The organism is Sphingomonas hankyongi (assembly GCF_023516575.1).
GTDB classification, from domain to species: Bacteria; Pseudomonadota; Alphaproteobacteria; order Sphingomonadales; family Sphingomonadaceae; genus Sphingomicrobium; species Sphingomicrobium hankyongi.
This window is the reverse complement of sequence record NZ_JAMGBE010000002.1, coordinates 371,033-387,804: the sequence shown is the minus strand read 5'-3', so window position 1 is coordinate 387,804 and position 16,772 is coordinate 371,033. Positions and strand designations below refer to the sequence as shown.

General features: G+C 63.7%; 18 protein-coding genes. 11 read left to right on the top strand and 7 right to left on the bottom strand.

Going from position 1 to position 16,772, the window contains the following annotated elements; genetic code table 11:
- Positions 1 to 32 precede the first annotated feature (32 nt).
- The gene (locus LZ538_RS06625; RefSeq protein ID WP_249831204.1) at positions 33 to 287 is read right to left on the bottom strand and encodes a YdeI/OmpD-associated family protein; all 255 of its coding nucleotides are present in this window, start codon (positions 285 to 287) and stop codon (positions 33 to 35) included.
- Positions 288 to 289: 2 nt separating this feature from the next.
- The gene (locus LZ538_RS06620) at positions 290 to 667 is read right to left on the bottom strand and encodes a winged helix-turn-helix transcriptional regulator (protein ID WP_249831203.1); all 378 of its coding nucleotides are present in this window, start codon (positions 665 to 667) and stop codon (positions 290 to 292) included.
- A 126-nt stretch (positions 668 to 793) separates the two neighbouring features.
- On the opposite strand from LZ538_RS06620, the gene LZ538_RS06615 reads away from it, so the two are divergent.
- Positions 794 to 1,348: an FMN-dependent NADH-azoreductase gene (locus LZ538_RS06615; RefSeq protein WP_283937649.1), complete on the top strand. Its 555-nt coding sequence runs from the start codon at positions 794 to 796 to the stop codon at positions 1,346 to 1,348.
- A 143-nt stretch (positions 1,349 to 1,491) separates the two neighbouring features.
- Positions 1,492 to 1,734: a DUF6582 domain-containing protein gene (locus tag LZ538_RS06610; RefSeq protein WP_249831202.1), complete on the top strand. Its 243-nt coding sequence runs from the start codon at positions 1,492 to 1,494 to the stop codon at positions 1,732 to 1,734.
- Positions 1,735 to 1,743: 9 nt separating this feature from the next.
- Here LZ538_RS06610 and LZ538_RS06605 read toward each other — a convergent pair whose 3' ends face one another.
- From LZ538_RS06605 to LZ538_RS06595, 3 genes are read right to left on the bottom strand one after another with little or no spacing between them, the layout of a single operon-like run.
- Positions 1,744 to 3,042 carry a dihydrolipoamide acetyltransferase family protein gene (locus LZ538_RS06605; RefSeq protein ID WP_249831201.1) on the bottom strand — a complete coding sequence of 433 codons (1,299 nt, stop codon included), beginning with the start codon at positions 3,040 to 3,042 and terminating at the stop codon, positions 1,744 to 1,746.
- Positions 3,042 to 4,046, bottom strand: coding sequence for an alpha-ketoacid dehydrogenase subunit beta (locus LZ538_RS06600; RefSeq protein ID WP_283937714.1), 1,005 nt, complete (start codon positions 4,044 to 4,046; stop codon positions 3,042 to 3,044). Before LZ538_RS06600 ends, LZ538_RS06605 begins: the two co-directional genes overlap by 1 nt.
- Positions 4,047 to 4,054: 8 nt before the next feature.
- Positions 4,055 to 5,323: a thiamine pyrophosphate-dependent enzyme gene (locus LZ538_RS06595; RefSeq protein ID WP_249831199.1), complete on the bottom strand. Its 1,269-nt coding sequence runs from the start codon at positions 5,321 to 5,323 to the stop codon at positions 4,055 to 4,057.
- 110 nt (positions 5,324 to 5,433) lie between these two features.
- Here LZ538_RS06595 and LZ538_RS06590 point away from each other — a divergent pair, with 110 nt between their 5' ends.
- Positions 5,434 to 5,913 (top strand): phosphoglycerate mutase family protein, encoded by a 480-nt coding sequence (locus LZ538_RS06590; RefSeq protein WP_249831198.1) that lies wholly within the window; start codon positions 5,434 to 5,436, stop codon positions 5,911 to 5,913.
- On the opposite strand, the gene LZ538_RS06585 is transcribed toward LZ538_RS06590, so the two are convergent.
- The gene (locus LZ538_RS06585) at positions 5,910 to 9,296 is read right to left on the bottom strand and encodes an amidohydrolase family protein (protein WP_249831197.1); all 3,387 of its coding nucleotides are present in this window, start codon (positions 9,294 to 9,296) and stop codon (positions 5,910 to 5,912) included. The genes LZ538_RS06590 and LZ538_RS06585 overlap by 4 nt on opposite strands.
- Before the next feature lie 130 nt (positions 9,297 to 9,426).
- On the opposite strand from LZ538_RS06585, the gene LZ538_RS06580 reads away from it, so the two are divergent.
- From LZ538_RS06580 to LZ538_RS06555, 6 genes are all read left to right on the top strand, one after another.
- The gene (locus LZ538_RS06580) at positions 9,427 to 9,714 is read left to right on the top strand and encodes a DUF3297 family protein (RefSeq protein WP_249831196.1); all 288 of its coding nucleotides are present in this window, start codon (positions 9,427 to 9,429) and stop codon (positions 9,712 to 9,714) included.
- A 415-nt stretch (positions 9,715 to 10,129) separates the two neighbouring features.
- Complete coding sequence (locus LZ538_RS06575) at positions 10,130 to 10,270, top strand: hypothetical protein (RefSeq protein WP_249831195.1); 141 nt, start codon at positions 10,130 to 10,132, stop codon at positions 10,268 to 10,270.
- A complete protein-coding gene (locus tag LZ538_RS06570) occupies positions 10,263 to 11,033 on the top strand; it encodes a PspA/IM30 family protein (protein WP_283937648.1) in 771 nt (256 codons plus the stop codon). The genes LZ538_RS06575 and LZ538_RS06570 overlap by 8 nt, the downstream gene beginning before the upstream one ends.
- A 19-nt stretch (positions 11,034 to 11,052) precedes the next feature.
- Positions 11,053 to 11,448 carry a PspC domain-containing protein gene (locus LZ538_RS06565; protein WP_249831194.1) on the top strand — a complete coding sequence of 132 codons (396 nt, stop codon included), beginning with the start codon at positions 11,053 to 11,055 and terminating at the stop codon, positions 11,446 to 11,448.
- Positions 11,448 to 11,678, top strand: coding sequence for a hypothetical protein (locus tag LZ538_RS06560; RefSeq protein WP_430741956.1), 231 nt, complete (start codon positions 11,448 to 11,450; stop codon positions 11,676 to 11,678). Before LZ538_RS06565 ends, LZ538_RS06560 begins: the two co-directional genes overlap by 1 nt.
- A 118-nt stretch (positions 11,679 to 11,796) precedes the next feature.
- Positions 11,797 to 12,114, top strand: coding sequence for a hypothetical protein (locus tag LZ538_RS06555; protein ID WP_249831193.1), 318 nt, complete (start codon positions 11,797 to 11,799; stop codon positions 12,112 to 12,114).
- Here the strand turns inward: LZ538_RS06555 and LZ538_RS06550 are convergent.
- Complete coding sequence (locus tag LZ538_RS06550; protein ID WP_283937647.1) at positions 12,111 to 14,213, bottom strand: TonB-dependent receptor; 2,103 nt, start codon at positions 14,211 to 14,213, stop codon at positions 12,111 to 12,113. The genes LZ538_RS06555 and LZ538_RS06550 overlap by 4 nt on opposite strands.
- Positions 14,214 to 14,333: 120 nt before the next feature.
- Here LZ538_RS06550 and LZ538_RS06540 point away from each other — a divergent pair, with 120 nt between their 5' ends.
- Complete coding sequence (locus LZ538_RS06540) at positions 14,334 to 15,239, top strand: cation diffusion facilitator family transporter (protein WP_249831192.1); 906 nt, start codon at positions 14,334 to 14,336, stop codon at positions 15,237 to 15,239.
- The gene (locus LZ538_RS06535; protein ID WP_249831191.1) at positions 15,239 to 16,438 is read left to right on the top strand and encodes a threonine synthase; all 1,200 of its coding nucleotides are present in this window, start codon (positions 15,239 to 15,241) and stop codon (positions 16,436 to 16,438) included. Before LZ538_RS06540 ends, LZ538_RS06535 begins: the two co-directional genes overlap by 1 nt.
- Positions 16,439 to 16,772: the final 334 nt, after the last annotated feature.

Sequence of the window (16,772 nt, the reverse complement as noted above, 5' to 3'; positions counted from 1 at the left end):
GCCTCGAAAAGCGACACGTCAGTCAGGCAAGCTCACCGATGCTTGCAACCGGGCCAACAGCAGGGACGACGCTTGCCCTCGCTTAGGTTCTCGCGGCCCCAATTGATGCGCTTCTCCCGCGTCTCCGCTTTCTTCGCATCCTCGACCCAGCAGATCCATTCATTGCGAGCCAGCGGAGTGATGGCCCGCCAGGTCGCGAGGGCGGCCGGATCGCCCCTGATTGCGGTCCCGAAGTCGCTCGGCAAATCGTGGACCACACCGCCCGGTAAAACTTGCGTGGAAGGCATGACTAAGCCGCCTCCGCTTTCGCGTCCTGCTCCGCATCGAACCGCGCCTGGGCGCCATGGATCGCCTCGACATTATCCAAGGCCCACGTCGCCAGCCCGCAGATCGGCTTTTGCAGCGACTGACCGAGCTCCGTCAGCTCATAATCGACGCGCGGAGGGATGGTGGGCGTTACGGTGCGGCTGACCAGACCGTCGCGCTCAAGGTTGCGCAACGTAAGCGTCAGCATGCGCTGAGACACGCTCGGGATCTCCCGCCGGAGCTGATTGAAGCGCTTGGGGCCGTCGCCGAGCGTCTGCACGACAAGCACGGTCCACTTGTCCCCAATCCGCGACAGCAAGGTGCTGATCGTCCGGCAAACGGGATTGGTTGGGTCTTTCATCGCCTGGTTACCTCGCTGTTCCCGCGTCACAAACTTGTTCGTTCGTCACAAAAAAGTGCGTTCTTGCAGGTGATTCTATGGTGGTTATTTAGGGTGCCTCAGTAACAAATCCATACTTAGGAGGCAATGGTGACCATCCTGCATATCGATAGCAGCATCAGCGGCGAGAATAGCGCCAGCCGTCCAATCAGCCAGTCGATCGTCGACAGGCTGCGTCAGTCCAGCCCGGCAGACGCACTCGTCACGCGGGATCTGGTCAGTGACCCGCTTCCTCACCTGACGCTCGACGCATTCGCGGACACTTCGGTGCTCGATGAGTTCCTCGCGTCGGACACGGTGGTGATCGGGGCCCCAATGTACAACTTCACCTTGCCCACACAGCTTAAGGCCTGGCTCGACCGCATTCTCGTCGCTGGTCAGACCTTCCGCTACACGGAGGATGGGCCGGAAGGCCTCGCCGGCGGCAAGCGTGTGGTCATCGCGCTCGCCCGCGGCGGATTCTACGATCAGGGATCGCCCGCAAGCGCGTTAGAGCATCTCGAGAGCTATTTGCGCGGTGTCTTCAACTTCATCGGCATCGAGCCTGAGTTCGTCGCTGCCGACGGGTTGGCGGTCAGCCCCGAGCAGCGCGACACGTCGATCAAGCAAGCGCTTGGAGAGACAATCCGTCTCGCTGCCTGATTTGCCCGGCGGCGGCCATCGCCCCCATCCGCCGCCCAAGAGCCTCGGCGCTTCGGACTTTCCCCTCGCGAAGCGGCCGGGGCTCTTACTTTTCCCGTCACTCTCCCGACCTTCAAGCGTTGAAGCGCCGAAAGGAGCAACGCATGGCCGAACTCAAGGAAGAGCAGCGCGACCATATCGACAGCGACAAGTTTGCGTTCCCCAAGGAACGAAAGGAGCCGATCCACGACGCGACGCACGTTCGCAACGCGATCGCCCGGTTCAACCAGGTGGAGGGAGTCAGTGACGACGAGCGCGATGCGGCTTGGCGTCGGATCAAGAAAGCCGCCGACAAGCATGGCGTCGAGGTGAACGAGAAGAGCTGGCGCGAGCTCGGTAAGAGCTAGGCGAACCGACTAAGCCGAGAGCAGGCGCAGCGGATTCTCGATGTAGGCCTTGAGCGCCTGCATGAAGCTCGCGGCGTCCCAGCCGTCGACGACGCGATGGTCGCAGCTGAGCGACAGGTTCATGCGCTTGCGGACCTCGATGTCGCCGCCGACTGGCGCGATCTTATCCTCGATCTTGTTGACGGCCACGATCGCGACCTGAGGCGGATTCACCACGGGGGTCGACGTGATCCCGCCCATCGGGCCGAGGCTGGAAATCGTGAAGGTCGCGCCGCTCAACTCCTCGCGCGTTGCTTTGCCGGATCGCGCCGCTTCCGAAAGACGGACGATCTCGGAGGCGAGCTGCCAGATCGACTTGGATTGAGCGTCGCGGATGGTGGCCACCATCAGCCCATTTGACGTCTGCGTCGCCATCCCCATGTGCACTGGCCCGTGGCGAGTAACGACCATCGCATCGTCGTCGAAAGTTGCGTTCAGCATCGGCCAGTCGGCAAGCGTTTGCGACATTGCGGTAATCAGGAACGGGAGAAGCGTCAGCTTCGGATTGTCGCCGCGGTCGCGATTCATCATCTGCCGCGCTTCTTCGAGCGCGCTGACGTCATATTCCTCGACTAGAGTGAAGTGCTGGATGCGGCGGTTCGCCTCAGCCATATTCTCTGCGATCTTGCGGCGCAGGCCCACGATCTTGATCGTCTCATCCTTGCGCGGAGCGGCCGTCCCGCGGCTCGACACGCTGCCTCCATTGTAGAGCAGATAAGCGTCGAGGTCGGCGTGTCGAATGCGGTCTGAAGTCGTCTTCACTTCTGCAAGATCGATGCCGAGATCGCGGGCGCGGGCACGCACCGCCGGCGAGGCCAGAACGTGGGCGCCGCCGCTTTCCTTCTTTGCTACCTCCGGCTCCACGCGCGGTTCGGGAGCAGGCGTCGGCGGTGTTGCGGGCTTATCCTCGATGGCCGTGACGGGAATTTCAGCCGCCTGCTCCGGAGTCGGCTCGATCGCACCGTCGCCCAGAGGACGCTCCTCACCTTTTTCCGGCGACGGGGCGGCTTCGACCGGGGCGTCGGCGCCTTCGGTCTCGATCACCGCAAGTACGGAGCCGATGGGAATCTGGTCCCCGACTTCTCCAGCAAGCTGGACGACCTTCCCCGCGACAGGCGATTCCATCTCCACCGTCGCCTTGTCGGTCATCATGTCGGCGATTTGCTGGTCCTCGGCGATCGTGTCGCCGACCTTCACGTGCCAGGCGACGATCTCGGCCTCGGCAATGCCTTCGCCAATGTCCGGCAGCTTGAATTCATATTTCGCCATCAGTCGGCCATCACTTTCTCAAGCGCCTTCTTCATGCGCTTCGGACCTGGAAAATATGCCCATTCGTACGCGTGCGGGTAGGGCGTGTCCCAGCCGGTCACGCGCTCGACCGGAGCTTCGAGATGATAGAAGCAGCGCTCCTGCGCCAGAGCGCTGAGCTCGGCGGCGAAACCGGAGGTGCGCGGCGCTTCCTGAGCGATCAGACAGCGGCCGGTCTTCTCGACCGATTTCTCGATCGTTTCGATGTCGAGCGGCACGAGCGTACGAAGATCGATCACTTCGGCGTCGAGACCCTGATCCTGCACCGCTGCCAGCGCGACGTGGACCATCGTACCGTAAGCCAGAACCGTAAGCTCATTCCCTTCCCTTACGACCGCCGCCTTGCCCAGCGGAACGGTGTAATGCCCTTCAGGAACGTCGCTCGCAGGATGCTTCGACCAGGGCGTCACCGGGCGATCGTGATGACCGTCGAAAGGACCGTTGTAGATGCGCTTCGGCTCGAAGAAGACCACCGGGTCGGGATCCTCGATGGCCGCGATCAGCAGGCCCTTCGCGTCATAAGGGGTTGAGGGCACTACGACCTTCAGCCCCGCGATGTGCGTGAAGAGGCTCTCAGGAGACTGGCTGTGCGTCTGGCCGCCGAAAATGCCGCCGCCGTAAGGCGTGCGGATAACCATCGGCATCGTCCATTCGCCCGCCGTGCGATAGCGCATCTTCGCGACTTCGCTGACGATCTGGTCGTAGCCTGGATAGATATAGTCGGCGAACTGGATCTCGATCACCGGCTTGATGCCGTAAGCGGCCATTCCAACCGCCGTCGCAACGATGCCGCCTTCGCTGATCGGAGCGTCGAACGTCCGCGCCTTGCCGAACTCCTTCTGAAGCCCCTCCGTTACGCGGAAGACGCCGCCGAAGAAGCCGATGTCTTCGCCGAACACGACGATATCGTCGTCGCGGCGCATCATCACCTTGTGGGCGTCGTTCAGCGCCTGGATCATGTTCATCGTCGGCATCAGCGCATCTCGTCCACGGCCTGGTCGCGCTGCTCGGCAATGTGCCACGGGACGTCGGCATAGACGTCCTCGAACATGCTTCCGACATTGTCCTTGCCCTGCTGCGGAAGGATGCCGTTGGCCTCGGCTTCCTTCTGCGCGGCACGAACCGCGGCGTCGGCTTCGGCAGTCATCGCCGCGTGGCGATCTTCATCCCATTCGCCGAGGGCAATCAGGTGCGACTTCAGACGTTCGACGGGGTCGCCAAGCGGCCAGGCCTTCGCTTCGTCGCTCGGACGATAGCCCGAGGGATCGTCGGAGGTCGAATGGCCTTCAGCGCGATAGGTGAAGAACTCGATCAACGTCGGTCCGCCGTTGGATCGCGCGCGTTCGGCCGCCCATTTGACCGCGGCGAAAACGGCCAGCGCATCGTTTCCGTCGACGCGCAGCCCGGCAATGCCATAGCCGACGGCACGCTGGGCAAAGGTCGCGCGCTCGGCGCCCGCGATTCCCGAGAAGCTGGAGATCGCCCACTGGTTGTTCACCACGGCGAGGATGACGGGCACGTTATAGACAGCAGCGAATGTCATCGCGCTGTGGAAGTCGCCTTCGGCCGTCGCCCCGTCGCCGATCCACCCCATGGCGATCCGGCTGTCGCCCTTGATCGCAGCGCCCATCGCCCAGCCGACGGCTTGCGGGAATTGCGTGCCGAGGTTGCCGGAAATCGAGAAGAAGCCGTACGCCTTGTCCGAATACATAATCGGCAGCTGGCGGCCCTTCAGGGGATCGCCCTTGTTCGAGTAGATCTGGTTCATCATCGTCACGAGCGGATAGCCGCGCGAGACGAGCAGGCCCTGCTGCCGGTAGGTCGGGAAGTGCATGTCCTCTCGGTCGAGCGCGGCGGCAGTCGCTGTCGCGATCGCCTCCTCGCCGGTGCACTTCATGTAGAAGCTCGTCTTGCCCTGGCGCTGGGAGCGATACATGCGATCGTCGAAGACGCGCACCGTCACCATGTCCTTCAGGATCTTCCGCAGCGTCTCCGGGTCGAGCTTCGGATCCCAAGGCCCGACGGCTTTGTGATCGTCGCCGAGGACCCGGACGAGATCCGTCGTCAGCGCATGCGTCTCGACGGCCTGCACGCTCGTGTCGGGTCGCGTCGCACTGCCGGCTGCGGGAATCTTGATGGAGCTGAAATCGGGCTTGTCGCCAGGCCGGAAGGGCGGCTCGGGCACATGCAGCGCGAGCTTCGGCCGGTTGGCCCCGCGCACCTTCGGATCCTTGTCGCTCATGATTAGTGCGAGCGCTTAATCCGGACTCGGCCACGCGGCAACTCTCGGCGTAAAGGAAACTTTACAGCGTGCACTTTGCCTTCGTTGCGAAAGGCTGCGACAGGACAGGAATGCGGAAGCTTCTTTTGATTTTCATAGCCGGTTTGGCTGCCGCGTTAGCGACTCAACCGGCCTTTGCGGGCGAAACGGTCTATGTGATCCGTCACCTGGAAAAAGCGACCGGGGACGACCCCGCGCTCACGGCCCGGGGCGCGGAGCGGGCCGATCAGCTCGCCCAGCTGCTGGCGAAAGCAAATATCAAAGCCGTTTTCGTCACACCGACAAGACGCGCGCGGGAAACGGCAACGCCGTTGGCAAATCGGCTCGGCCTTCCTGTCTCTGAATATAATCCACGTGACGTCGAGGCTCTCGCAGCCGCCGTATCCGCGGCAGCTGGACCTGTGCTGATCGTCGGCCACAGCAACACCGTTGCCGCCCTCGTCGCACGCTTCGGTGGCGACAGGCCGGCTGAGCTCACCGAACAGGATTATGGGACTTTGTTCGTGGTTCACTCGGGCACGAAGCAGGTGAACCGCATCCGGCTGAACTAATCCGCGTCGGGCGTGCCGAGGGTTGCTCCCGCCGTGTAATTTCCGCCCGCCGACTGCTCAAACCAGAACGCCTGGCGGCGACGTGCCCCACCCGCGACCTGGTCCATGTTGCTGTCATAAACGGTCCCGTTGAGCACGGTGTAACGGATGCTCGCCGTGTTCCGGATGTTCTCCAGCGGATTGCTGTCGAGCACCACGAGATCGGCGAGCTTGCCCGGCTCGATAGATCCGAGATCCTTGTCCAGGCCGTGCGCCCGCGCAGGGTTGATCGTCGCGGTAGCGAGCGCCTGCAGCGGGCTCATTCCGCCAAGCGCGAAGCACCAGATGTCCCAGTGAGCGCCGAGACCCTCGCGCTGCCCGTGCGCACCGATCATGGTCGGGACACCAAGGTCGTTGATGCGTTTCGCCGTCTTCGCGACGGAGAGCATGTTCTCCTCTTCGGCGGGGATCATCGTCCGGCGACGCGACCTCGAATCCAGGATCCGCCGTGGCACCCAGCGCGACAGGATCGGCTCTTCCCAGACGTTGCTGTGCTCATACCAATAATTTTCGCCGAAGCGCCCGCCGTACGCGACGATCAAGGTCGGGTTGTAGGCCGTCTTCGAACCGCGCCAATATTGCAGCACGTCATCGTAGACGTTGGCAACCGGTAGCGCATGTTCGATGGTCGTGTGGCCGTCGGCGATCTCGGTCATGTTGTGCATGAACAGGGAGCCGCCTTCCGGGACCACTTCGAGCCCGAGCTCGCGCGCGGCCTCGATGATCTGCTGGCGCTGCTCGCGCCGGGGCTGGTTGTAGCTTTTCACCGACCACGCGCCGGATGCCTTGAGGCGCCTCAGATGGGAGCGCGCGTCATCGATTCCGTCGATGGTCACCGTGAAAGGAGTCGTGGCGCCATAGAGGATGGTGCCGGTCGAGAAGATGCGCGGCCCAATGATCTCGCCCGCCTTCTGCAGTTCGGACGCGGCGAAGACCTCGCTGGTGTCGTTGGACGGGTCATGGACGGTAGTCACGCCGTAGGCGAGGCCAGCGTAGAGCACCCAATTCTGCTGCGGGATGATCTCCTCGGATCCCATCGAGCCGTGCCAGTGCGCGTCGATGAGACCGGGAATGATGGTCTTGCCCGAAGCGTCGATGGTACGCGTGCCCGCGGGATAAGAGACGGCGGCGGTCGGCCCCACCGCGGCGATGCGGTTGCCGTCGATCAGGATAGTGCCGTTCTCGATCACCTGATCGCCGTTCATGGTGACGATGCGGGCTCCGGTGATCGCAAGCATTCCGGCCGGTTTCGCTGCACGCTCCACGAAGCCGAGCGGGATGCGGGCGGCAGGGGCCGGCTCCTGAGCTGCCGGGGCAAATGCGTTGGCGAAGCTGAGGTCGCGGCGGAAGAGATCCGGGCCCTGCGTCCAGTAGAGGCTGCGGCCGTTGCCGGACCAATGCACCCAGTCGCCGGCGTCGCTGCTGACGCGGGCCTGCGGCACGGCCTTGCCCTTTGCCGAGATGTCGAGGGTTCGGCCGGACAGCGTGAAAGGCATCACATAGGCCTGGTAGCGCTCCGTCCACGCCACGAATTGCTCATCAGGCGAGATCGCGAATTCGGCTGCATTCTCACCCATGAGGTGGGTGAGCTCATGCGCTCCGCTAAGGTCGACCGACCGGAAGGACTTCTTGTCCTCGGCCTCGCTGGCAATGAAGAAGATGCGGTCGTTGGACGCCCCGAATTGAGGGAGCGCGCCATTCTTGACCACCTTGGTCGGCGTACCGCCGCGGGCAGGGACGACGTAGATGCCGGGATCGCGACCCCACAAGGGAGTGGTGAGATAGCCGTCGCTGGTTTTGCGATAAGCGATCGTCTGTCCATTGGGAGAAAAAACCGGCTCAACATAGTGGCCGGGCTCCGCGGTCACCGCACGGCCGGCTTCGCCTGCGGCGGAAACGACTTTGACGCGGCCTGCATTCTGGTCGTTCCAGCTGACGTAGACGATCTGCCGACCGTCGCGCGACCATGAGGGATAGGCTTCGAATTCATCCGTCGCGCGCGTCAGACGCCGCGGCGCTCCCCCGGCGCTGTCCTTGATCCACAGATGGCCGAGCGCCTCATAGACGACGCGGCGGCCGTCCGGGCTCGCATGCGCGAAGCGGACCATCTTCACGTCGAAGCTGTCGGGCGCGACGTCGTGCTGGAAATGGAGGGCGTCCTCGACCCAGCGAGAGCCGCTCACGTGAAACGGCACATCGCTCACGTCGTGAGACGAGACGTCGACGCGGCGGATCTTGCCTCCGCCCCAGAAGACGATCGAGCGATTGTCCGGAGTCCAGCTGATTCCCGGGTAGACGCCGTGGACTGCCCAGGTCTCCTGCATGTCGCGGTCGAGCGCGTCGGTGAGCGGCGTTTCGCGGCCCGAAGCGATGTCGAGCAGATAGAGGGTCGATTTGTACCGGTCGCGCCGGATGAAGGCCAAGCTCTTGCCGTCCGGCGACGGGGTCGGGCGGATCGCGCCGCCCGGACCGGTGACATATGGCTCGACCTCGTTCGTTTGCCGGTCGAGGCGCTGGATCACGTAGATCTGGCCGTTCGGGTCCTTCGAATATTCGAAGATGTCGCCCGGCGTCGCGTCGTCCGAGAAGTAGAGGTAGCGGCCGTCGGGAGAGAAGGCCGGCTCGTTCGTATCCTTCTGCTTGGTGCGCGCCTTGGTCATCTGCACGCCCTCGGTCACGCCCGAGCGGTGGTAGAGCCACATCTCACCGGCGCCCAGGGATCGCGTGCCGGTGAAATGCTTGCGCGCGACGATGAATGCTCCGTCCGGAGTCCATTCCGGCTGGTTGAGAAGGCGGAAGCTCTCTTTCGTGATCGCTCGCGGGCTGGAACCGTCGCGGTTCATCACCCAGATGTTATCGCCGCCGCCGCGGTCCGACGTGAAGGCGATTTCCATGCCACTCGGCGAATATCGCGGCTGCATGTCCCAGGCATTGCCGCTGGTCAGCGCGCGCGCCTCCCCGCCGCCGATCGGCATGGCGTAGATGTCGCCGAGCATGTCGAACACGATCTCGCGGCCGTCGGGAGAGACGTCGAGCGACATCCAGGTGCCTTCGCGCGTGTCGATCGGAACTTCGTGACCGGGACCATGGCGAGCCGAAACGTCCCAGGCCTTGGGATCGGCCGGAACCGCGCTGGGCGTGCCCGGCCCACCCTGGACCGCCTGTTTCTGGAGCTCCTGCTGCACGGGGCGCGGTTCCTGCTCCGCCTTATGGGGCTGCAGCGGGTCGGCCTTCTTGTCGGTCTCGGAGGGGGGCGGAGAGACAGGCGGCGTGGGGGCAGGCTGCGCAAATGCTCCAGCGGCGAACAAAGCGGTAGCGGCAAGCAGAATCGAACGGCGATACATTGAGTCCCTCCCAGAAGCCGCGCAGCCTTGGACAGGCTTTCAGGGCAAGGCAATGGATTGAGGGGCCGTTCGTCGAAGCGAGAGCGCCGCTGGTTGACCCGAACGGCCGCTCTCCGGTAGCCGCTCCCGCATGGCCGAAGAAACCAAAGCTCCCGACTCTCCTCCGGACCGCCTGTCACTCGACCCGCGCAGCGACTATTTCGACGAGGCTCTGCTGAGCCGCGGCGTGGGCATCAAGTTCAACGGCCAGGAAAAGACGAACGTGATCGAATATTCCATCTCGGAAGGATGGATTCGGGTCGCCGCCGGCAAAAGCCGCGACCGTTATGGCCAGCCGATGACCCTAAAGCTCAACGGTAAGGTCGAGCCTTATTTCGAGAACCCGCCTCAGGACGAAGGCGCGGCGTCCGAAGGATAAGAGGGCGAGCGGCGAGCGCGTCGCTCCCGCAACTTTTTGAACGCCCAGCCTCCTAGCGCCAGCGCGCCAAGCGCGGGAACGCTCCGTCGGGCCAGCGCGGCCGCGCCATAGCCGAGCAACGCCCCGCGCGCTCCGCGGTTCTCACCAACCACCTTGCTGCCCAACCATGCACCGGCAAGCTTCCCAAACATCGCATCAACTCCCTTGAAACCGTTCGCGTCATCGACGCGCCGGGGTTGGCGAATGTTCCCAACCAGCAGTTCGCAAAATCCGCCAAGGCTTGGTTGGCGAAATCCACCAAATCGCACCGCCCACGACTATTTTTCGCAGTTTTCGGCGATTGGCACGCTCCTTGATTAGGATTGGGCATGAACCCGCACAGTCAAATCGGCGGGCACAAAAAGGGAGAGTGAAAATGCAGCAGTCCCAGTCGCAGATTACTCGCACGCTTATCGCCATCGCGGCGGCGCTCCTGACGAGCACGGTCGCGGTCACTGCAGCCGTTGGTCCGGCCCAGGCCGTCGCCAACCCAATCGCGGTCAACATCAATGCCTGAACTAGAAGTCCTCGAAGCCAAGGTTCCTACCCGCACGCCCCGGCTGGCGCCGGTCGAGCAAAGCGCTCCGGCGCGGCTCGCTCCCGTCGCCACCTGGCTGAGCGGGCCAGTGTTCAGCCGCGCCCGTGACATTTTCGCGGCGAACATGGCCGACCTTCTCGACCGGGCCGAAGACCCGGCGCGGATGATCCGGATGATCATCCTGGAGATGGAAGAGACCCTGGTCGAAGTCCGCTCCTGCGCGGCTCGGCAGATCGCCGACATCAAGGAGATGCGGCGGGCTTGCCAGCGGCTCCAGGAGATCCAGGAGAATTGGACGGCCAAGGCGGAGCTGGCGCTGTCGAAGGACCGCGAGGACCTTGCCAAGGCGGCGCTGGTGGAACGCCAGAAGGCTGCCGACATCGCCGACGGTCTCCGCGAAGAGATGGACCAGATCGAGCAGGTGCTTCGCGGCTACGAGGCGGATATCGCCAAGCTGCAGGGCAAATTGCGCGAGGCCCGGGCCCGCCAGAATGCGATCAGCGCCCGGTTCGAGAGCGCGTTGACCCGCGCCAAGGCGCGTGAAGTGATGCATGGCAGCCGTACCGAAGAAGCGTTCGCCAAGTTCGAGTTGCTCGAGCGGCGCGCCGATTTCGCGGAAGGCCGCGCCGAGGCGCTTGGAATCAGCAGCCTCGAAGACGAGATACATGAGCTCCAGGCCAGCCGAGCGGTCGACCGCGAGCTCGAGGCAATGAAAGCCGCGCTCAAGGCGCGCGTGAACTAAAAGGAAGGGGAAAATGGAAATGGCTCGCAAGATCTACCCGTACTCGCTGAACCGCAAGGACGCGAAGATCGCCGGGGTCTGCTCGACCATCGGTGAGATCACGGGGATCGATCCAACCTTCGTGCGGATTGCGTTCGTCGCGTCCGCGATCTTCGGAAGCTTCGCCTGGACGTTCGTGGCCTATGCCGCGATCGGCATCTACCTCGCGGTGCAGAAGAAGAAGTCGATGACGAGCGACAGGCGGATGAGCGACTTCGACCGAATGGGCGAAGTTTCGCGCCGCCGGCCCACCGTCCACGCGATGGTCAACGATCTCGACGAAACCGACCGCCGCCTGATGGCGATCGATCACCACATCAACACCCAGAATGACGAGCTGGCGCGCGAAATCGAGGCGCTCCGGGAGGACAAGTGATGGATCCGCTGACGATTGCAGTGCTGTCCGCAAGCATGATCACCGGCCTTGGAGCCGCGGGTTGGGCAGGGCTCAGAGCATGGAATGGCTGGCTGGAGTTGAAGCGCTTCGAACTTAGCCAGACGGTCGGCGACCGTAACCTTCCGCCGGCGACGGGCCGGATCGAGATGGCGGACCTTCGCGAACGTGTCCGCAAGCTCGAAGCGATCGCCGCAGGCATCGACATCTAGGACCCCCGCGCGCTCGACTCCCCGGAGTGCGCTAGCCAGAGGCGGTTCGGCACCCCTTCGCCGAGCCGCCTCTTCAGTTTAGTAATCCACCTTCACTGGCGCTCAAGGAGCATCCGCGATGGACGAATCCCGGCAACCACCCGTGCGAAGCGATCGCGGAAGCGTACTCATCGCCGCGTCGATAATTGGAGGCGCGCTGGTCCTGTCGTGGGGCCTGTCGAGCAGCCAGCCGCGCTACCAGATCGCCGCAGCAGGCGACACGGTGGTTCGGATGGACACGGACAGCGGGGAGATCATCGCCTGCAACCAGCAGCGCTGCGCACGTGTCGAGCCGCCGGATCGCGCCAAGACTTTCGGGCCGCTGACGATCCAGTACCAGTCGAAACCCGAGCCGGCGCTGCCGGCGCCAGAGCCAACGCAGAACCAGGGCCGCTAGAAGGCGATCCGCGCGCTCAGCCGGATATCGCGGCCCGCAAGCGGAGCGTAATCTTTAAGCTCGCTCGAATGACGCCGCGCCTCCACGTCGAACAGATTGTTGCCGGTCAGGGAGAGAGTCAGCTCCGGATTGGCCGCGAACGGGTGCCAGTCGAGTGAAGCATTGACCATTGTATAGCCAGCGGTCGGGGTTTCCTCAGGTGCGGTCCTATGCTGCGGGCTGGCTCGCTCGACCTCGATCCTGCCGTCGACCTGACCCCTCGTGCCGGTCAGGCCAGCCAATACGCGGAATGGCGGGATCTCGGGGGCGTCGCCGAAGTCCCGGATTTTTGCGCGGACCGCGTCCGCGGTGATCTCGCCGCCCCAGTCAATACCAAGTGCCTGACCGAGCTTCAGGTCGCTCTCGACCTCGAAGCCGTAATAATCGGCCTTGCCTTGGCGATATTCGTAGATTGGCAGGCCATCCTCGATCACGCCTGTCGGCGCTTCGAAAATGTAATTGGAATAGCGGTTGTAGTAGACGTTCGCCTGAACGTGGACCGGGCCCCTGGTGCGGTGGATGCTGAGCTCGGCGCCGTTGCTCTTTTGGAGGCCGAGGTCCGGATCGCCGACGAGGAATTGTTGGCTGCCGCCGTGCGGGCCGTTCGAGAACAATTCGTTGACCGTGGGCGCGCGCTCGCTGTGGGAGAGCGAGAGGCCGATGCGCCAGTCGCTGACCAGGTTGTAGTTGGCGCCTGCCGACGCCGAGACAGGCGTGAACGACCGTGACTCTTGCGGTGTGCCAAGACCAAGATCTTCGTCGGCTTGGAGGCGCGAGAATTCGATGCGAGCGCCAGCTTCGATGCGGAGCGGCCCGTTTTCAATCGTCTGCAGGGTGAACACGCCAATCCGACGGTTGTCGCTGTCGGGAAGATATTTCTCATCGCCCCGGATCTTGAAGTCCTGGTTCAGATATTGGATGCCGCTCGTTCCGCCCCAACCGCCGCGCTCGCTTTGCACGACATCGGCGCGAAGTTCGCCGCCGTCCGAATAGAATTTCGACCCGACGGCGCCGTTGGGTTCGATCTCCGCATGGTGATATCTCGAGAGCCCGCCGCGAAACTCGAAAATCTTGAAAAAACCCCCGATCGGTACGTTCGCCCGAAGGTCACCGCGGTTTTGGTGGGCGTCGATCGTCGGCGCTTCGGGGACAATGGCTGGGTCGAGTGAGAAGCGGATGGGCACACCGTACCGCGCATCGTGGTGGCTGAAGGAGACGCCGAGATTAAGATCGCCGTCTACGTAAGCGACACCTGCCGCCGCGTCGTCGGAACGCCCAGCGGTGTTGGGCAGCTTATCCTTAAGGTCCGCCAGGGCACGGATGTCAGGATCCGGGCTCGCCAACGCCTGCTCACGAAGGTCTTTCGACAGCAAGTAGCCGCCGACGTGGAGGTCGTCATATTTTGAATATGCGCCGTCGGCGTGGAGGACGAAATGCCCGCCGATCGGCGCGTCGACGCCAAGATTTCCGGAGCGCTCGTCGGCAGCGCTGCCGTAATTGAGCAGAAGATCGGCAGCCACGTGGTCTCCGACATGGCGAGGGATGCGATCGTCGATGACGTTCACCACGCCGCCGATGACCGACGAATTGTAGAGAAGGGCGCCGGGGCCACGAAGGACTTCGATACGCTCGGCGGTCAGCGGATTGATCGACACTGCGTGATCGGGGTCCGACGACGACAGGTCGAGGCTGGTCAGCCCGTCGATCAGGATGGGCGCGTCTTCGCCCGAAAGGCCGCGAAGGATCGGTCGTGAGGAGGATGGCCCGAAGCTCGACGAGGTGACTCCGGGCAAGTCGGCGAGCGTGTCGCCCAGGCTGGGCTTCAAGTCGTGCGCCAGTTCCGCGGTGTCGACAACTGAGACGCCGCCAAGCACGTCTCCGGCCGGCCGTTTGCTGCCCGTGATGACGATCGCCTGATCCTCGTCCGGATGCGCAGTCGCCGCATCGCCTGGGACTGGCTCGGAAGCCTCGGCCGCCTCCGCAGCGTCGGCCGCACGAGCCGGAGTTACATGAAGGGCAAATGCGGCAACGGCCGCGAGCAGGAACGATTTCGATGTCATGAGCGAGCCGCTCGTAAAGGGCATGATATATTATCGCAAGCGCAGTTCCGGGCGAACGTCTCGGCTCGTTCGACGAACGGAGGTTTGAATGTAGCGCCCACGCTCGGCTAGGGGCGCGACATGGGTGGGTTTCACTCTCACGCTTCCGATGATCACGGCCATGCGCACGACCACGACTATGGACGCGCGTTTGCAATCGGGATCGCGCTCAACCTCGGGTTCGTTGCGGCCGAGACGGTGTTCGGGTTCCTTGCAAATTCGATGGCCCTGCTCGCAGACGCTGGCCATAATCTTTCGGACGTCCTTGGCCTGGTCGTCGCCTGGGCTGGCGCGGTCATGGCGAAGCGGGCGGCTTCCCCGCGCTTCACCTACGGGTTGAAGAAGGCCCCGATCCTTGCCGCCCTGGCCAATGCGCTGTTCCTGCTCGTCGCGGTTGGTGCGATCGGAGCCGAGGCGGTGCGGAGGCTGTTCAATCCTTCGGTAACCGAGGGCGGGACGGTCATGATCGTGGCCGGAATCGGAATCGTTATTAACGGCGCTACGGCGTTATTGTTCGCACAGGGCCGCCACGACGATATCAACATTCGCGGGGCCTATCTCCACATGGCTGCCGATGCGGCAGTCTCGGCTGCAGTCGTGCTCGCGGGACTGATGATCCTATGGACCGGCCGGCAGTGGATCGATGCGGTCATGAGCCTGGCGGTCGCCGCGGTGATCCTGTGGAGCAGCATCGGCCTTCTCAAGGAATCCGTTTGGATGTCCCTGGCAGGCGTGCCGAGCGGCATCGATATCGATGCGGTGGAGGCCGCGCTGTCGCGCCTCGAGGGTGTCGAAACGGTTCATGACCTTCATGTCTGGCCGCTGAGCACGACGGAGACAGCCCTGACCGCTCACCTCGTGGCGCCGGATGTCGCATCGACGGACGCCTTGGTGAAAGCGGCGCAGGCCATGCTGCACGACCGCTTCCACATCGAGCATTGCACGCTGCAGATCGAGCGCACGCATCTCGAAGACACGACCTGCTGATGACGAACGCGACACACCTCGAATGCTCGCTAACGGGCGAGCGTTATGCGGCCGGACAGGTCCACAATCTGAGCCGCGCGGGAAAGCCTTTGCTGGTCCGCTACGACCTGGAGGCAGCGAGGCGAACGCTGACCCGCGAAGCTCTCGCGGCGCGCGAGCCCGGCATGTGGAAGTGGCGTGAACTGCTTCCGAACGAAGGAGGGCCGGTCAGCCTAGGTGAGATCGAAACCCCGATCGTGCCGCTCACGCGGACCGGAGGAGCGAATCTCCTGGTGAAAGACGAGGGTCGCCTTCCGACCGGCTCATTCAAGGCCCGCGGACTGGCGATGGCCGTCACGATGGCGCGGGAGTTCGGGATCGAGCGGATTGCCATGCCGACCAATGGCAATGCGGGCGCCGCGCTCGCGGCGTACGGAGCCCGAGCCGGTATCGATACGATCGTGATCTGCCCGTCGGAGACGCCGGAAATCAACGTGACCGAGACGGCGGCTTATGGCGCGCACGTCTATGTCGCCGATGGACAGATCGACGAATGCGGCGCGCTCGTCGGGAAGGGTGCAGTGCAAGGGCTGTGGTTCGATTGCTCGACCCTGAAGGAGCCCTACCGTCTCGAGGGCAAGAAGGTGATGGGGTTCGAGCTCGCCGAGCAGCTCGGTTGGGAGCTCCCCGACGCGATCTTCTATCCGACGGGTGGCGGGACCGGTCTTATCGGCATGTGGAAGGCGTTCGATGAACTGGAGGCCATCGGCCTGATTGGGTCGAAGCGCCCGCGCATGTACGCCGTGCAGGCCGAAGGATGCGCCCCTATCGTGCGCGCATTTGAAAATGGCGAGGAGTTCGCGGAGCGTTGGGAAGGAGCCGCGACCGTCGCGACGGGGATCCGCGTCCCGAAAGCCGTGGGCGATTTCCTCATCCTTCGTGCCGTTCGCGAGAGCGGCGGCGGAGCGATCGCCGTGTCCGAGCAGGCAATCCTTCAAGCTGTCGAAGACACTGCCCGGGACGACGGCCTCCTGTTCTGCCCGGAAGGTGGCGCAGTCCTGGCGGCCTGGCGCCTTGCGCGCGATCAGGGATTGGTCGGCAGCGATGAGACGGTGCTGCTTTTCAATTGCGCGAACGGCAACAAGTACCCGCTGGCGGATCGATCGAAGAGGCTGGAGCTGGCTGAGGCGGAGCCGGAAGCGCTCGCGCGCGGCACATAAAAGTAAACCCCGGCAACCGAAGTTGCCGGGGCTCCATGCTTCGTTTCTCTTTCGAGCTCCGAAGCACAAAGCAACAATAGCTGAAGCCGCCGGATGGTCCAGCCCAAATCGTTGGAGCTAAACAGATTCTGGGGGATGAATCGGTGCGTAAAGCTGTGGATAAACCGCGACTCGGAGCGCCTAGTAGAAAGCCCCGGCAGGCGCTTGCCTGTCGGGGCTTCATCCTTCCTATCCAGCGATCCGCCTAGACGGCGCGAACCGCAAACTTGCATCCGCCGTCCGCATCCGAGAATGCGCATCTTCGGATCCGAAGCACGCCGATAGAACGGATCGT

Coding starts and splice junctions, on each gene's coding strand:
- LZ538_RS06625 (WP_249831204.1), bottom strand. CDS start 287: ATGCCTTCCACGCAAGTTTTACCGGGCGGTGTGGTCCACGATTTGCCG.
- LZ538_RS06620 (WP_249831203.1), bottom strand. CDS start 667: ATGAAAGACCCAACCAATCCCGTTTGCCGGACGATCAGCACCTTGCTG.
- LZ538_RS06615 (WP_283937649.1), top strand. CDS start 794: ATGGTGACCATCCTGCATATCGATAGCAGCATCAGCGGCGAGAATAGC.
- LZ538_RS06610 (WP_249831202.1), top strand. CDS start 1,492: ATGGCCGAACTCAAGGAAGAGCAGCGCGACCATATCGACAGCGACAAG.
- LZ538_RS06605 (WP_249831201.1), bottom strand. CDS start 3,042: ATGGCGAAATATGAATTCAAGCTGCCGGACATTGGCGAAGGCATTGCC.
- LZ538_RS06600 (WP_283937714.1), bottom strand. CDS start 4,046: ATGAACATGATCCAGGCGCTGAACGACGCCCACAAGGTGATGATGCGC.
- LZ538_RS06595 (WP_249831199.1), bottom strand. CDS start 5,323: ATGAGCGACAAGGATCCGAAGGTGCGCGGGGCCAACCGGCCGAAGCTC.
- LZ538_RS06590 (WP_249831198.1), top strand. CDS start 5,434: ATGCGGAAGCTTCTTTTGATTTTCATAGCCGGTTTGGCTGCCGCGTTA.
- LZ538_RS06585 (WP_249831197.1), bottom strand. CDS start 9,296: ATGTATCGCCGTTCGATTCTGCTTGCCGCTACCGCTTTGTTCGCCGCT.
- LZ538_RS06580 (WP_249831196.1), top strand. CDS start 9,427: ATGGCCGAAGAAACCAAAGCTCCCGACTCTCCTCCGGACCGCCTGTCA.
- LZ538_RS06575 (WP_249831195.1), top strand. CDS start 10,130: ATGCAGCAGTCCCAGTCGCAGATTACTCGCACGCTTATCGCCATCGCG.
- LZ538_RS06570 (WP_283937648.1), top strand. CDS start 10,263: ATGCCTGAACTAGAAGTCCTCGAAGCCAAGGTTCCTACCCGCACGCCC.
- LZ538_RS06565 (WP_249831194.1), top strand. CDS start 11,053: ATGGCTCGCAAGATCTACCCGTACTCGCTGAACCGCAAGGACGCGAAG.
- LZ538_RS06560 (WP_430741956.1), top strand. CDS start 11,448: ATGGATCCGCTGACGATTGCAGTGCTGTCCGCAAGCATGATCACCGGC.
- LZ538_RS06555 (WP_249831193.1), top strand. CDS start 11,797: ATGGACGAATCCCGGCAACCACCCGTGCGAAGCGATCGCGGAAGCGTA.
- LZ538_RS06550 (WP_283937647.1), bottom strand. CDS start 14,213: ATGACATCGAAATCGTTCCTGCTCGCGGCCGTTGCCGCATTTGCCCTT.
- LZ538_RS06540 (WP_249831192.1), top strand. CDS start 14,334: ATGGGTGGGTTTCACTCTCACGCTTCCGATGATCACGGCCATGCGCAC.
- LZ538_RS06535 (WP_249831191.1), top strand. CDS start 15,239: ATGACGAACGCGACACACCTCGAATGCTCGCTAACGGGCGAGCGTTAT.